At 46.3% G+C, this 15,695-nt stretch carries 14 protein-coding genes and 1 other RNA gene; 14 read left to right on the plus strand and 1 reads right to left on the minus strand.

Annotation, left to right across the window (positions count from 1 at the left end; translation table 11 throughout):
* On the minus strand, positions 1 to 201 hold the full coding sequence (locus V6668_RS00955; RefSeq protein WP_143781149.1) for a hypothetical protein: 201 nt from the start codon (positions 199 to 201) through the stop codon (positions 1 to 3).
* A 57-nt stretch (positions 202 to 258) separates the two neighbouring features.
* Between V6668_RS00955 and smpB the strand changes: the two genes are divergently transcribed.
* The 14 genes from smpB to V6668_RS01025 all read left to right on the plus strand — a co-directional run bounded on the left by smpB (position 259) and on the right by V6668_RS01025 (position 15,471).
* Complete coding sequence (gene smpB, locus V6668_RS00960; protein WP_036616237.1) at positions 259 to 741, plus strand: SsrA-binding protein SmpB; 483 nt, start codon at positions 259 to 261, stop codon at positions 739 to 741.
* A 590-nt stretch (positions 742 to 1,331) separates the two neighbouring features.
* Positions 1,332 to 1,696: a transfer-messenger RNA gene (gene ssrA, locus V6668_RS00965) on the plus strand.
* A gap of 87 nt (positions 1,697 to 1,783) precedes the next feature.
* Positions 1,784 to 1,981 carry a hypothetical protein gene (locus tag V6668_RS00970; protein WP_036674733.1) on the plus strand — a complete coding sequence of 66 codons (198 nt, stop codon included), beginning with the start codon at positions 1,784 to 1,786 and terminating at the stop codon, positions 1,979 to 1,981.
* Positions 1,974 to 2,546, plus strand: coding sequence for a zeta toxin family protein (locus V6668_RS00975; protein WP_036674731.1), 573 nt, complete (start codon positions 1,974 to 1,976; stop codon positions 2,544 to 2,546). The genes V6668_RS00970 and V6668_RS00975 overlap by 8 nt, the downstream gene beginning before the upstream one ends.
* A 545-nt stretch (positions 2,547 to 3,091) precedes the next feature.
* Positions 3,092 to 4,018, plus strand: coding sequence for a metal-dependent hydrolase (locus V6668_RS00980; protein ID WP_036674729.1), 927 nt, complete (start codon positions 3,092 to 3,094; stop codon positions 4,016 to 4,018).
* A 131-nt stretch (positions 4,019 to 4,149) separates the two neighbouring features.
* The gene (locus V6668_RS00985) at positions 4,150 to 4,857 is read left to right on the plus strand and encodes a uracil-DNA glycosylase (RefSeq protein WP_036674727.1); all 708 of its coding nucleotides are present in this window, start codon (positions 4,150 to 4,152) and stop codon (positions 4,855 to 4,857) included.
* A gap of 108 nt (positions 4,858 to 4,965) precedes the next feature.
* On the plus strand, positions 4,966 to 5,328 hold the full coding sequence (locus V6668_RS00990; protein WP_036616245.1) for a hypothetical protein: 363 nt from the start codon (positions 4,966 to 4,968) through the stop codon (positions 5,326 to 5,328).
* A gap of 567 nt (positions 5,329 to 5,895) precedes the next feature.
* Complete coding sequence (locus tag V6668_RS00995; protein ID WP_338707481.1) at positions 5,896 to 8,001, plus strand: sensor histidine kinase; 2,106 nt, start codon at positions 5,896 to 5,898, stop codon at positions 7,999 to 8,001.
* The gene (locus V6668_RS01000) at positions 7,992 to 9,767 is read left to right on the plus strand and encodes a response regulator (protein WP_338707482.1); all 1,776 of its coding nucleotides are present in this window, start codon (positions 7,992 to 7,994) and stop codon (positions 9,765 to 9,767) included. The genes V6668_RS00995 and V6668_RS01000 overlap by 10 nt, the downstream gene beginning before the upstream one ends.
* Positions 9,768 to 9,941: 174 nt before the next feature.
* Complete coding sequence (locus tag V6668_RS01005; RefSeq protein ID WP_338707483.1) at positions 9,942 to 11,255, plus strand: extracellular solute-binding protein; 1,314 nt, start codon at positions 9,942 to 9,944, stop codon at positions 11,253 to 11,255.
* A 218-nt stretch (positions 11,256 to 11,473) separates the two neighbouring features.
* On the plus strand, positions 11,474 to 12,343 hold the full coding sequence (locus tag V6668_RS01010; RefSeq protein WP_017691225.1) for a carbohydrate ABC transporter permease: 870 nt from the start codon (positions 11,474 to 11,476) through the stop codon (positions 12,341 to 12,343).
* 15 nt (positions 12,344 to 12,358) lie between these two features.
* A complete protein-coding gene (locus V6668_RS01015) occupies positions 12,359 to 13,234 on the plus strand; it encodes a carbohydrate ABC transporter permease (RefSeq protein ID WP_338707484.1) in 876 nt (291 codons plus the stop codon).
* Between the two features lie 192 nt (positions 13,235 to 13,426).
* Entirely contained in the window at positions 13,427 to 14,068 is a 642-nt protein-coding gene (locus tag V6668_RS01020; RefSeq protein ID WP_338707485.1) for a polysaccharide deacetylase family protein, read from the plus strand.
* Positions 14,069 to 14,217: 149 nt separating this feature from the next.
* The gene (locus V6668_RS01025; RefSeq protein WP_036616263.1) at positions 14,218 to 15,471 is read left to right on the plus strand and encodes a mechanosensitive ion channel family protein; all 1,254 of its coding nucleotides are present in this window, start codon (positions 14,218 to 14,220) and stop codon (positions 15,469 to 15,471) included.
* Positions 15,472 to 15,695 lie beyond the last annotated feature (224 nt).

Below are 15,695 nucleotides of genomic sequence, written 5' to 3' on the forward strand. Positions count from 1 at the left end.
CTAACGTAACTTGGAGAGATGGATTACAATTCGTTCCTTCAGGTTAATCGTTGGAGAAAATACCCACTTCAGCCGGTGTGTTGTTTCGCACAGTCTGGAAGTGGTGTAATGAGGAGGGGCGGCAGAGGTCGCCTCTTTCTTGATTTTAACAGCCGTACTTGCTACAATTAAGGTCTGGCACGTGGTACCTTGGTGCAACATTGGGTGCGCTGCTATAGAGCATGGTACCGGCTTATTTTACGGAGAAGGAGTGAGGACATGGGCAAGAATGATGGACAGAGTAAAGTGCTCGCACAGAATAAAAAGGCTTCCCATGACTACTTCATTGAAGATACGTATGAAGCGGGCATGGTGCTTACCGGAACGGAGATCAAATCTCTTCGTAACGGCCGTGCGAATATTGGTGATGCATTTGCCACGATTCGAAACGGTGAGATTCATATTCACAATATGCATATTAGTCCTTTTGAACAAGGGAACCGAAATAATCCGCTCGATCCAACACGTACGCGCAAGTTGTTGATGCATAAAGTGCAGATTCACAAGCTGCTCGGGCTGTCGAAACAGGATGGGTACAGCATTGTTCCGCTGAAAATCTATATCCGCAATGGTTATGCAAAGCTTTTGCTTGGACTGGGTAAAGGTAAGAAGCAATACGACAAACGTGAAACTGCCGCGAAGCGCGATGCTCAACGTGATATCCAACGGGTACTGCGCGACAAGCAGAAGGTTGCGCGTTAAGTGGAGCGCTGGGCGTAAATGCTTTACTTTTAAGTGTATAAGATAGTTTTTTTATGATGAAGCTAGGAAGATTGATGTATGAGTTAAGGAGTCTCAAGGTTTGTCCTGCAATGGGCAAGATTGAGGCTTTTTTTATTTGTGTTTGGGGAAGGTGATTTGATGTGAATAGCCGAAGTGTGCAGTTGGCTGATTTTTGTTGTGTGTGACTAAGAAAATTGCCAGGAGCATGGAGAGTGCGGTGATGAATTTAAATTATCAGCTGTTGCGTAGTTTATCAGGCGCGTGGGTAAAATACTAAGGTACAGTTGTTCGTGAGCCGATCTGGGTAAACTTTACTTCCGATTGGCGACGCGGTATAATATGTAGACGATTGAGCCTGTTGTATTGGATAACCTTGTACACATGCTCAGCCTGCTGGAATGTCTTCCAGCAATCTGTACTATTTCGGTGATGTGTCCTGTGTTATGATTACTCATGTAGCAGACTGGAATGCCGAGTTTGAAAGAAGCATCTTTTTACCTTGGAGGAAAAAGATGTGCAGCACCTTTGCTCCGTATTCACGGATTAATCCTGGAGCCCTTCTTCATTGAGGGGGCGTTTATGGATTCGACGGGGATAGTTCGAGCATGGGTAGCGGGTAGTGGGGACGCGTCCGCTTTATCAACGCTAAAGCCTATTAAACGGCAAACAACAAACAAACTACGCTTTCGCAGCCTAAGAAACTGTGTGCGTGCTTCTACCCTGCATCGCCCATGTGACAGGGATAGGGGCTAACTAGTAGTGGGATACGCTGTCACATCTCCGCCTGGGGTGTGCTGAAGAAGACAATCAGGCTGACCCAACGTATAGCCGGTTACGGGGCGATACTCGGGTGACATCAAAACTGTGACTACACCCGTAGAAGCTTATGTGTCGTTATCTTCGGACAGGGGTTCGACTCCCCTCGCCTCCATTAGAGTCAAAAACCATCAACCAGTAAATCTGGTTGGTGGTTTTTTAGTTTATGATATAATAAACAGAAATTTAGATTGGGGGACTCAGGATGTTTACAAATCGAAAACAACTCCAAGAAATTTTAAACAAAGCAAGTCAACATGCACGGAAACAAGCTAAAGAATCAGGCGCCTCTATTTATTATATAAAGAATAACAAACGCGTTCGTGAGGATGCTGCGGGTAATAAATTTGAAATTATATTTGATGCTACTGGGAAACGCCAGGAGTTTGAGTATCATGAGTGAAATCAGACCAGTCATGACGGTATTTGCTGGAACCAATGGAGCAGGGAAAAGTACACTCAGTATGCAAATGAGAGAGTGGCTTGGTGAACTGGTTGATCCGGATCAAATTGCAAGAGAGTTGAAGCCAGAGAATCCGCGCAGTGCTGACCTGTCTGCTGGCAGGGAAGCTGTGAAAAGAATCCGATCTCTCATTAAAAGTGGTGTAAACTTCGCTATTGAAACGACATTGTCCGGATCATTTGTTTTAAAACATATGGAAATTGCAAAAGAAAACAGTTACGAAATTGTCGTATACTATATCGGCCTTGAGGATGTGCAAATGCATATAGATCGTGTTGCCTCTCGTGTTGAACAAGGTGGACATTGGATTGCAGAAGAAGACATTCGTTATCGATATGGTCAGTCTTTGAAGAACCTTAAACCGGCTCTATCTATCGCAGATCGGGTTATCATCATTGATAATACATACGAGCCTTTAATTGTTGCTGAAATCATACAGGGTGATTTGATCTATTGTGTTGAGTCCATACCTGCTTGGGCTAATCCTGTTCTTGTGGGTTACTGATACACGGGACATCACAACAGTGACTATACCCGTAGAAGCTTTTGTTCCGTTATCTTCGGACATGGGTTCGATACCCCCTCACCTCCATTAGAGTAAGCAAAATCCACCAACCATTGTTCTGGTTGGTGGATTTTTATTTTATGATATAATAACCTAAATTATATAAATGGAGGGAATCGAGGTATATGTAGGTCGAAAAGCTTTAAGAAAGTATATCAGGTACATTTAGGTTCTGAAACGTATATAGGTATCTATAGCCTGCTTTAACTAGACCAAATTATGATAATAGAAAATACATACGGGCCATCCATTGTTATGAGGATTTTTAATAGCTTGTTGATTCTATTTTGTGGAGCCTACGTTGATTTGTGCTCGAATTTAGTATTAAGAAATTAGATTAGGTAACATCCATACTGAGACTACTCCCCGCAGATCTTTGGAAGAGGCTTGACTCTCAGGGTCTATTTTATGAAAAACTAATTTTATAGTGTGTAACATTACATAGCACAATGTTGATTCTATAACAGAGTAAAGGAGTAGTTATTTTGGATCCGTACTTATATTTGTTTTTTCATGTTCTATCACATGCTCTTCTTGGGGCGGTAATTGCATACTGCTTTTTGCCAAGGGATACATGGAAAAATCTTATGATATGTCTATGTTCGGGTGCACTGTGTGGAATATTTCCTGATATTTTTGGGGATAGAAGTGTAGCTCCGTGGTCTCATTCTATATTGTTTACACCCCTTTTAGCTTTAGGAATAGCATATTTGACAAAACTGTTCTATAAAAAGACAAGTTTCAAATTAATCTGGGGATCTTCTATTTTGTCTGTCTTGTTTGGACACTTATTTTTAGACTATATGGGACATGATTTACCAGCATTCTATCCCCTTAGCGATAAGTCATATATTATGGGAGCCATTACATTGGGAGATCCATGGATATGGTTTCCATTAATTATTGGTCTTGGATTGAGTGTTTTTTTGAGGAACAAGCCTAAATTACCCGTAGTTACTTCGATACTATTCATATTGGTATATTTAGTTTTTCGAATAATATCCAAAGAAATAATCGAGCATAAAGTTCAAGTTCAACACCCAGTTCCTGAAAAGTCATACATTATAGTGGAGCCCGATAGTCATTATGAATTTCCTTTAGATCCCAGAAAGTGGTTAGAGTTCAGGTTTCGAGTCATCAGTCCTCATTTCTCTAAAGGTGGTGATGCGGGTATACTGGGAGAGAAATCAGACAAACTATTCTGGTACGATTTTTATCCAGTAGCCTTTGAGATAAATTTATCAAGAGGAAAGTATGTTCCAATAAATTCACAGGATTCTAAAGTTGTGATATCTGTTACTAAGGAATGGAAAGAAGCGGGTTCTAACTTTATTCAGGGAAAGTATGATGGAAACCTTCTTACCTACAAAGAAACCACCAATGGTCAGTGGGAAGAAGTTATACCGCAATAGTTTTCTACAGTTTCTATCCACCATCAACCAGCGGTCTGGTTGGTGGTTTTTCTGTTTATGCTATAATCTTTGTAAAATAAGCTGATGCAAGCCTAATTTACTCTGTAATCTCCCAAAGGAGGCAAAAAAGCATGAGCGAAACGCAGCAACATATCTGCGAGTTTGTTGCAGGGATACAAGCATATGTCTCGCCAGTAAATGTGATTAATCCTTGGAGAGATTATGTGACGGGCTATGATATCGGCCCCGAAGCGGTGAAGATTCGTTCTGAACATTTGGTCAGGTATTTGGAACCACGAATATCCAAGGCTCGGTACATTTTTATTGCTGAAGCCGTGGGATATCAAGGGGCGAGGTTCTCCGGCGTACCTTTGACGTCCGAGCGAATGGTTACCGGGAATCACTCACTGGTGAATCACCAGATGATTTTTGCAGGTGATCCGGGTGTCCGAACAAGCCTGCCCAATATCGCCAAACCTAACCGGAGTCAGGCACTGTATGGTTTCGCAGAACCGACAGCATCCATCATATGGGGCGAAGTGTTATCCAGTTCAAGGTGGAAACCAACGGACTTTATATTTTGGAACATCTATCCCTTTCATCCTTATCAATCTGCCGAAAACAGGATGACGAATCGAACGCCGACTTTGGCAGAGTTGGAGGATGGTGTGGTATTCGCCAGACAGCTTATGCAACTGAATCCTGATGCTCAGATCGTGGCTATTGGCAGAAAGTCAGCAGACACGTTAAGCTCCCAACTCATTAAACATCACCATGTTCCTCATCCTGCAAATGGAAGGGCAGTACAATTTCAAAAAGCAGTAAGGTCAATGATCTAGCCCATTTTGAACTGGAGAAATGTAAGGCTGACATATGCATTTTTATCGTTCAAGTGCCCTACACATAATGTAATGTCCTATCATATAAAGATTGGTTGGTGAAGCTAAATGAATGAAAAATACTGGCTTGTGGTGCAATATCCGCTGAAGAGCGCGCAGGGTAGCAAACGTGATCATTGGTTGAAGGAAAAGGTGATGGAATATCTGGAAACCGTTCTGACCCAGGCGGAGTTGGGAGAGGTGGATGGATGTGACCTGGGCAGCCGTATGGCTGATCCGAAGGAATATGTAATGAACATTTTCTGTGTGGTAACGGATGAAGATCGGAGCATAGCGCTAGTTAAAAAAGTGCTGAGAGAGAGTCGGTTGGATTATACCCGCATCCAAATCGCTACGATGCCATATGGCACAGAAGGAAGCTACACGCTGAAATATGCCTCCAAAAAAGGCGTTACCGAATTCTCGCTTTGATCACGCTTCGTTGTTTCTTACCATAACGAACGCTATGCTTGTCCTGCACTAGGGCAGTATGCTCCCGACATTTTTCCCACTTAAATTCATCATACGAGAAAACGATAATTGGATTTTCCCAACCTTAACCACTCGATCAACACTCTGTAAGTAGTAAGAATTATGCCCGTAGATATTGTAATTTTGCTCAAAAGTATGTACATATCAAGGTAGACGTTTATCATCGTCTTTTGTGTATCCAGACCCTCCGCTTCTGCCCCGCTTCACTCTCCATCCGGCACAAACCACAGCTTATTATCTGTACCTCCAACATTTTATAAAGCAGTACTTCTTGCGGCTCCAATTAGGGGCCCCTACCCGCAGCATTCACCACGATCAGATCCCCAAAGCCTCATTTCACTTCACTCAGTCAAGCTATATCCAAGCGATAAAAAGAGTTGAGCCTCCTCCATACACAGTCCTATAATATACAATTGTATAAAATCCGAGAGAGTGGTGGATATCACAACAGGTCATCCGATCCCAGCCGATAAACCCATCACACCTCGGAAACAAAGGAGGGTTACAATGCAAAACAGAGCAAAGGATACAACAACAGAGGCAACAGAAGCAGCAGAAGAAGATGCCACGATTGAAGCGAAAGCAACAGCAACAGCCCAATCAGATATTGAGACCGATGCAGAAGTAAACGCAAATACAAAAGTGAACATTGGTGCAATGAAGAACAATTGGACTCCCCGTTTCAAAGAGTTCATTCAACGCAAGCCCAAGACACTCGCTTTTAAAATCCCGTTTGCTTACTTTGTCATTATTCTGCTAACGGTGGCGTTCAGTGCGTTGGTGTTGAATCGAATCTCGGAAAGTGACGCGCAGCGAAAGATCAATGAAGCATCATTGCAAACAATTACATCCATTGAGACCAACGTTAATCTGATGATCGAGAACGTGAACAATTATTCGAAAATGATTTTCTCTGATCCCAACTTGCAGAACCTGCTGCGGCAGGGCAATGTGTACTCCAATTTACAGACACAGTCCAAGGTCAGCGCGTATTTGACCAATCTTATGCAAGCGGTTCCAATTATCGATTCAGTATATATTTACGATAATTCGGGGCACCGATTCTCGGTTGGTACACAGGAATGGCTCACGTTTATGGAAGCGAATGTGAAGGAAGCGCCGTGGTACGAACAGGCACTGAAGCATAACGGAAGATATCTGCTCAGGCTGAATGGTGGCAACAACGACAGCGGAGTCTCGGCGACGGGGGAGAATGATAGGCAAGAGGTGGTCTCATTTATTCGCCTCATTCGGGATTTGGATGATACGTCTCCACTTGGATTTCTGGTCATGAACATCAAGGGGAAATCCATTGCTCAGGCCTATGCCAACCTGTCTGCACCGGATTCATTTCAGGTGGCCATCCTGGATGAGCATCAGCGGGTGATCGCAACGAACGCAACCGATGGAAAGAAGGCCGTGCCTACTGTATCGGACTCATCCATGTCTACCGCTTCTGGACAGGAAGGGATGCGCGAGATATTAGAGGCCAATCAGGCCAAGTTAAAACAAACATTTCAAGAGCAATCCTCCGGCTTCATCACCTTGCAATCGGGTGGTCAGGAATATGCTGTGACCTATCGATCGGCTGGTGATGATCAGTGGAAATTCATCAGCATGAGCCCATACCAGGCTACCGATACCCGCAATAAATCCATGGTGATGCTTGCGCTGATCCTACTGGCGGTAAACGGGACTGTCTTTTTTGTCAGTTCATTCATCATCTCGCGCAGCGTCATTAAGCCGATTCACAAGCTGCTTCGCTCCATGCAGAAAGCACCAAGCGGCAACTTCCGCAAAGTGACGGTTGAGCTGAACAGTTACGAATTCGCACAGCTATATGGAGGTTACAACCAGATGATCGAGCAGATTGAGCAGATGTTGAAACGCATCATTCAGGAGCAGCAGACGATCCGCCGAGCAGAGCTGAATACACTTCAGGCGCAGATCAAGCCACATTTTCTATATAACACACTTGATTCCATTACCTCCCTGGCGATGTCCGGCATGAACGAAAAGGTATGTGAGCTGTTAGAAGCGCTCGGAAGTTATTATCGGCTGAGTGTCAGCAAAGGGCGTGAACTGATTACACTGCACGAGGAGGTTGAGATTGTACGCAATTATCTGACGATCCAGCAGGTGCGATACCCCGGTGTATTTGAGGTGCAGTATGATATTGCTCCAGACTGTGAGCGAGTGATGATTCCCAAGCTTGTGCTCCAGCCGCTGGTGGAAAATTCGCTATATCATGGCATACGCCCTAAAAGCAGTCCAGGCACGATACGCATCCAAGCTCGTCGATCCAAGGAGGGAGTACTTCTAACGATCACTGACGACGGAGTCGGCATGTCCGAGGAAGAAGTGAAGCAGATTCAACGAACAGAAATGAACAGGTCTAATCGCTCGAACTCATCTAACCCATCTAACACTTCTAACTCTTCTAATCCTACTCATAACTCTAAACACAATCCAAGCTTTGGCTTGTGGGGAACGATGGAGCGGCTTCGCATTTTCTATGACAGAGAAGATGGACTCAAGCTGCAGAGCGAAGTTGGAAAAGGAACCACCATTATCATAACGATCCCGAAGGGAGCCGATGAATCATGGAACTAACTGTGGAACCATTAAAGGTATTGATTGTGGATGACGAGTACCTCATCCGTAATCTGCTGCGCATGCGTATCGATTGGGAGCAGCAAGGCATGAACATCATTGGCGAGGCCTCCGATGCTGCAGAGGCTTTGGAACAGGTTGAGCTGTTGCGTCCAGACATTGTGTTCACGGATATATACATGCCAAAGATGGACGGCATTGAACTGAGCGGCATCCTCATGGAGCGTTACCCGAACTTAAAAATCGTGGTTGTGACGGGACATGATGAATTTGAATATGCTCGTCAGAGTGTGAAGCTGGGCATATCCGATTTTATTTTGAAACCTATTCGTGCTTCTGAGTTATTACAGGTTACGGCGAAGCTGCGAGCGGCAATCGAGCAGGAGATGGGGCGTGAGTACGAGCTGATGAAGCTGCGGGAGGAGATGAAGCAGAGTTTGCCTTATCTCAGAGAGAGGTTTGTAAATCAATGGTTAAGTGATGTGATACCTGAGGATGAACTACAAGAGAAGGGGCGTTTCTTCGGCATTCCTATCTCGTCTGGCGAACCAGGATTGCGCATCGCAGTAATGGAGGTGGAGGTTGCTGTACCGCAAGCGAAGATATCTGCACCAGAGGTATATCCACATCTGTCCGAACCATATCACCAAACACCCGAAACACTCCAAACACTCCAAACACATGAAGCACATCGAGGACCCCAACAACAACATGGTCAGCCCCAATTAAGCCAGCATCAGACTGAAGCCCATCGACAACCCGTTGAGGAAATACATATTTTGCTGCGAATGGTAGGCATGAAGCAGGTGCAGGCATTTTATCCGCAGGATTCGCAAACCATTATCGTCATGGACCCGCATAACCGGATAGTTGTGCTCTCATTTGGTGAGGATACGGAATTTGCCAATCAGGTGCAGCAGCTTCAGGAAGAACTTCAACATACACTTAAGCTCAAAGGGTGTGAAGTTGATGTGACCGTAGGGATTGGGCAATGGCAATCAGGATGGGGAAGGGCCTGTGTGGGATACCGGGAAGCTTGTCGTGCACTCGATTATCAGGCGTTTGTGGGGAAAAATCAGGTTATTTGCTTCGAGGATCTGGTCATCGAAGGCGGAAAAAGGCGGTACCACTCGGATGCTCAGCTGCTCCAACAACTGCAATTTTACGTCAGTGTTGGTGCGGGGGAAGAAGCCGTATTGTTGCTGGAGCGTATGCTGTCTGTGCCGTTCTCGGACGTTTCACAGTTTCGGATGGCTGCCATGGATGTGGTTACGGAGTGCCAGCGTGCTGCCATAGAGCAGCAACTTGAGGGAGAACACGCATTGAACAAAGAGGCCGTTGCGGCCATTTTTACAGCAGGTCATCTGCCTGAACTAAAAAGCATGCTGGAGCAGCATGTTCGCACGGTATCGGATGTCATACAAGCCAAACGACAGGCCAAGGAAGGTAATCTGATCGACCGGGTGATGGCTTATCTTGAAGAGAACATAGGCAATGCGGAAGTGGGGCTTTCCAGCACTGCGGCTGCTTTTTACGTAAGTTCGGGCCATCTGGGACGGCTGATGAAAAAAGAAACCGGGCAGACATTTGTGGAATATATGACGCAGCTTCGTATGAGAAAGGCCGAAACGTTGCTGAAGCAGACCGATTTAAAGGGGTATGAGATCGGGCAGCAGGTAGGCATCCCGGACCCACACTATTTCAGCGTCTTGTTCAAAAAACATATCGGACGATCCATGAACGAATATCGGAATGTAAAAACCTGAACAACGAGAATACCAACTCGGGAGTGTAGAGAAGGTGTGAGCGTATCCCCACTTCCAATTCCACATATGTTCGAATATTACAAATCGATGCCTGTTTTCTAAATGGAGAACAACGCACGGTTCGCCTAAAATATGGGCTAGAACGAACTAAAACACATAGGGAGGTCCATAGAGATGAAAGCGCTATTAAAAAAATCGGCAAGTCTAATTCTGACTCTGGGAATTGTAAGCAGTCTGGCGGCATGTTCATCCGGTTCGTCCGGTGGTACACAGGGGGAAAGTAATGGCAAGATCAAACTGACGCTATGGGATCAATCGGTTGGCAACACCGATCCTTCGGCCAAGCTGCTGCCCGAGATTGTTGAGAAATGGAACAGCGAGCATCCGGACATCCAGGTTGAACGTACGGGCACGACAGGAGAACAGTATAAAACCAAAGTCAAAACATCGATTGCGGCTGGTGAGGCGCCAGACCTGTTCTATGGCATGGGTGGCGGCAGCTTCATGCAGCCGTACATCAAATCCGGCAATGTGCTGGAAATCTCAAGTTACCTGACGGATGATATCAAAGAACGAATGGGCCCGGGAATGGCTGAGGCCATTAATATGGACGGCAAAATCTACACCTTGCCCGTATACACACATATCGCCAACCTTTACGTGAATACGGAACTGTTCGAGCAGGCGGGTGCCAAGATTCCGACCACCTATAACGAACTGCTGGATGCAGTCTCCAAGCTGAAAGCGGCGGGGATCACCCCAGCTGTGATTGGAGAGAAGGACCGCTGGCCGGGCATGTACTGGTACGACATTATTGCGATGCGTCAGGCAGGCAATGCTGCGGTGATGGAAGCCTTTAAAGATCCGTCGAAGTGGGATTCGCCCGACTTTGTAGCCGCTGCGACTAAGATGCAGCAGCTCGCGCAAGCAGGAGCGTTCAACAGCAGCATGTTCAGCATGAGCTATGACGAGATGCTTGGGGCATTTAATGCAGGCAACGGGGCAATGATGTTCCAGGCCAACTGGGTAAATGCAGGAATTGAGGACCCGTCCTCCGCAGTCAAAGGCAAAGTGAAAGTGATTCCGTTCCCGGTGTTTGAGGATGGAAAAGGCACAAATACCGAAATCTTTGGCGGAGCCGTCGATGGTTTCTACATCAACCAGAATACCAAACATCCGAAGGAAGCCGTGGAATTCCTCATGTATCTGAGTGAGCAGCTTGGTACGCAAGGTTTCCTGGCTGGAGCGGGTCTGCCAAGCTGGAAAACCGATGCACTCGACACATCCAGCCTGTCCTCCCTTGATCTGTCTGCGGCAGATATTATGAAAACGGCGACCTCATTCATTGCGTGGTGGGATAACATTCTGCCTGCGGAGTCTGCCGAAGCGCACAAAAACCTGATTGCCCAGCTGCTTGCCGGCGATGTAACACCTGAAGAGTTCTGCAAACAGATGGCACAGCTCAAACCAACAGAGCTAAGTCTATAGGAAACAGGTAGGCAGGTATGAGTACGTGCAAGCATACAAGCTTAAATGCTTACAAGTCCTAGAGGGTCCTTACACGACATGTCTTTGCCAATTCCCCGTGAATACCTTACGCATAGACCTTGTGGGCTTGCCCGTCTGAAGCATGCTAACAATGAAGATGAACCCAAACAAGGCGTGGTCCGGAATATCCCGGTCACGCCTTTGAGAGGAGAACAACAATGAACTCTGTATTTTCCAATAAAGGCACGATCGCCGTCTTTGTACTGCCCACCCTGCTTCTGTTCTGCGGAATCGTGCTTATTCCGATCTTTGTCTCCAGTTATTACAGTCTGCTGGACTGGAACGGCGTAGGCAGGGGTACATTTATCGGCCTGGACAACTATGTAGAGATGTTTAAGGATACCCGGGTGCTGAATTCGATCAAAAACTCCCTGTTATTCGCGGGTGCTTCGGTGTTCATTCAACTGCCGATCTCGCTGGTGCTCGCACTGATTCTGGCGTCCAACGTCAAGGGGGAAGGTTTCTACCGGACCGTATATTTCATCCCGGTGTTGATCTCAACGGTGGTTATTGCCCAGTTGTGGTCAAAAATCTACAATGCCGATTACGGCCTGCTGAACGTGCTGCTGCAAAGTATCGGCTTATCCAGCCTGGCACAGGACTGGCTGGGGCAGAAGGACACCGCGCTGGCGGCATCTTTTATTCCAACCTTGTGGCAGTACGTGGGGTATCACATGCTGCTGATGTATGCAGGTGCGAAGTCCGTGTCTCAGGATGTGCTCGAAGCGGCTCGAATGGATGGTGCTTCCCGTATTCGGACGGCGTGGTCCATTATGATCCCGCTGATGAAGCCCATTCTGAAGGTAAGCCTTGTTTTTTCGGTCATCGGTGCATTCAAGGTGTTTGACCTGATCTATGTGCTGACAGGTGGCGGGCCATTTTACACCACTGAAGTGCCAAGCACACTGATGTACGCTACCATTTTTGATACGTTCCGGTACGGATATGGCAGTGCGATCTCGGTCTTTATCATTGTGGAGTGTTTGGTGTGTACGATCCTCATTAATTCATTGTTCAAAACGGAGTAGAGGGAGGCATAAGGCATGAGTACCGTAGAAGTCATGTTGCAAAAAAAGCCCAAGCCGGGGTCCATCTCCGGACCGATCGGGAAAGTGTTCCTGCAAGCGTTTCTGATCCTCGTCGCGATTGTGCAGATCTATCCGCTCATCTGGCTGGCGCTGTTTTCCCTGAAGGATAACAGTGAGATTTTCAGCGGTGATGTAGCCGGGTTGCCCAAAGCGTTTCTGTGGAGCAACTACACCAAAGCAATGTCCGACGGCCATGTGCTGACCTATTTTATGAATAGTGTGCTGGTTACTGCGGCCTCCATTGTCTTGGTACTGATCCTGTCCTCCATGACGGGTTACGCAATCACGAGAATGAACTGGAAGCTCAGTGGGTTGACGATGACGATTATTTTGCTGGGCATGATGGTGCCGATTCATGCGGCGCTGCTGCCATTGTTTATTATTTTGAAGAATCTGAGCCTGCTCAACAGTTACTGGTCTCTGATCATTCCCTATGTGGCATTTGGCATTCCGATGGCGGTATTCATTCTGGGCAGTTTTTTCAAAGGTATCCCAAGAGAGATGGAGGAGTCGGCGGTTATCGACGGCTGCGGCATATACCGGACGTTTTTCTCCATTATCCTGCCTCTGGTAACCCCGGCTATATCAACGGTAGCCATCTTCACATTTCTGTCATGCTGGAATGAGCTGATGTTTGCAGTTACGTTTATCAATAACACGGCTTACCAGACGTTGACGGTGGGTATGATGTCGATGGTGGGAACGTACATTACGCAATGGGGTATCATTGGTGCTGGACTGATGATTACGACAGTGCCAACGGTGGTCATCTATCTGCTGCTGAACAAACAGGTGCAGAAGAGTATGATCGCAGGTGCAATCAAAGGTTAGCTGGAGGCTGGACTGGAGGGCGTGGCGGTAGAAGGGCTTGCTGCTCGCTCGCTTGCTTGTACTCTCTTTCTGGTAGATCTCGACTTGATTCGGGATTTCGCAAGGTGTGATCTCTGGACTAGACCGGAGCCTGTGGTCATGGAATAATAAGGGGGTATGTAGCCAGGCAGTTGCAGAGAGGGGTCATTATTTATGGTCAATATCGTGATGGTAGAGCAGGAGTCTGTTCGGGAAAAGGTTGTGGCGTTCACGTTTGATGACGGGCCACATCCGGTGTATACACCTCAAGTGCTTGAGATATTCCGCCGTGCGGGTGGGCGGGCGACGTTTTTCATGATTGGTCAAGAGATGGAGAACCACCCGGAGATTGCGGCGGAGGTACACCGGGAAGGGCATGAGATCGCCAACCATACGTATACGCATCCAGACCTGACCAAGTTGACGCTGGAGGAAGCCGGGGAGGAGCTGCAACGCGCAGAAAATCTTGTTCAAGAAGTTACGGGGCAACCTGCCCGCTGCTTCCGCCCGCCGTATTTTGGCGTAAACGATGATATACTGTCTCTGGCGGCGGAGCGTGGATATCGTACGATTGGTGCTGTCAACGGTGATGCGAAGGATTGGGACAATCCCGGCGTTGAGCATATTCTGGAGCATACTCGGTCTGTAGTGAAACCCGGCAGCGTGCTCATATTCCACGATGGGTACGGGGATCGTTCCCAGACGGTGGAGGCGGTTCGTGTGCTGGTGGATGAACTGGTCGCGGAAGGGTACCGTCTGGTGACGGTGAGTGAGTTATTGGACATTTCTCGTGATCATGATGCAAAGACGACATAATTAAGTGGACCCATCATTCTTTGAATGATAGGGTCCTTTTTTTAATATATATAATACATAGGAAGAATGAAGCGGGAGCACAAACTTTGCTTGCCCTCTCAAACTACTTTATAATAATAGGCTAAACTAGATTATGTCAGGAGGAAACAATGGACTTTATCAGAAATCAACTAGAAGAACTCGGCATGAGTGGACCCTCCATTGGTTATCTTTCAAACATCATTATGATTATTTTTATAGCAGTGATCTCGATATTGGCGAATGTGATTGCCAAGCGAGTGGTACTGAAGACGGTCCATCGTATCGTAAGTAACAACCGTTTCAAGTGGGGCCATATTGTGGTTCAGAAAAATTTATTTCAGAAGCTGTCGCATCTTGTGCCAGCCATTATAATCTATTATTCTGCTTATATTTTCTCGCCCTATCAGGCCATAATTGAAAAATCAGCAATGACCTATATGATTGTTATCATGATTACGGTTCTGAATGCTCTGCTGAATGTCTTCGATGATATCTATCGTACCTATGAGGTGTCGAAGATTCGCCCAATCAAGAGTTACATTCAGGTAGCCAAGATTGTCCTGTTCATTATCGGGGGCATCATCGTCATCTCCAGCCTGATTGGACAGAACCCGCTCATTATCCTTAGTGGACTTGGGGCGTTATCGGCGGTATTAATGCTCGTATTCAAAGACTCGATCCTGGGCCTCGTGGCCGGTGTACAGCTATCGTCGAACGATATGGTACGCGTTGGTGACTGGATCGAGATGCCAAAGTATAATGCGGACGGTGATGTCATCGACATTACATTGAATACGGTAAAGGTTATGAATTTTGATAAAACCATTACGATGATTCCAAGCTACGCCCTCATTTCGGATTCGTTCCGTAACTGGAGAGGCATGCAGGTGTCCGGCGGCAGAAGGATTAAGCGGAGTATCTATATTGATATCAGCAGTATCCGTTTTTGTACGGAAGAGATGGTGGCTGAATTTGAGAAAATCCACTACCTGACTGATTATGTCACGGAAAAATTAAAGGAAATTCAAGCATACAATATGGAGCACGAGGTGAATACCGAAAGCAACGTGAACGGCAGACAACTGACAAATGTCGGTGTATTCCGGGAATATATCCATCAATATTTGAGGAATCATCCAAAAATCAATAAAGATATGACGATGATTGTGCGACAATTAGCACCGGAAGATCGCGGGCTGCCTCTGGAAATCTATGCATTCAGCAATGATATTAACTGGGGTGTATATGAGAACGTTCAGGCGGATATCTTTGACCATATTTTCGCGGTGGCGTCAACATTTGGACTACGGGCCTTCCAGAATCCAACCGGACATGACATTGTGCAACTGAAAGAGGATAAGCAATATGCGCGAGAGTACTAAGAAGATTTATTAAAATAGATGTGACGGCCACCATATTGGTGGTCGTTTTTACGTTTGGATGCCCTCCATTTCGGCCACGGGTGAGGATATGTGGAGTCTTAACAAGTTGGCTAATTTTAAAATCACAGGAACACATCCAAATGTTTTATTTATGAGACTGACGGCACAGTTCTGGAATCGGGATCAAATACAGTTAGCAAAACAGAATTACTGTAAAAACAAGT

This window comes from Paenibacillus amylolyticus, from assembly GCF_036894225.1.
Lineage (GTDB): Bacteria > Bacillota > Bacilli > Paenibacillales > Paenibacillaceae > Paenibacillus > Paenibacillus amylolyticus.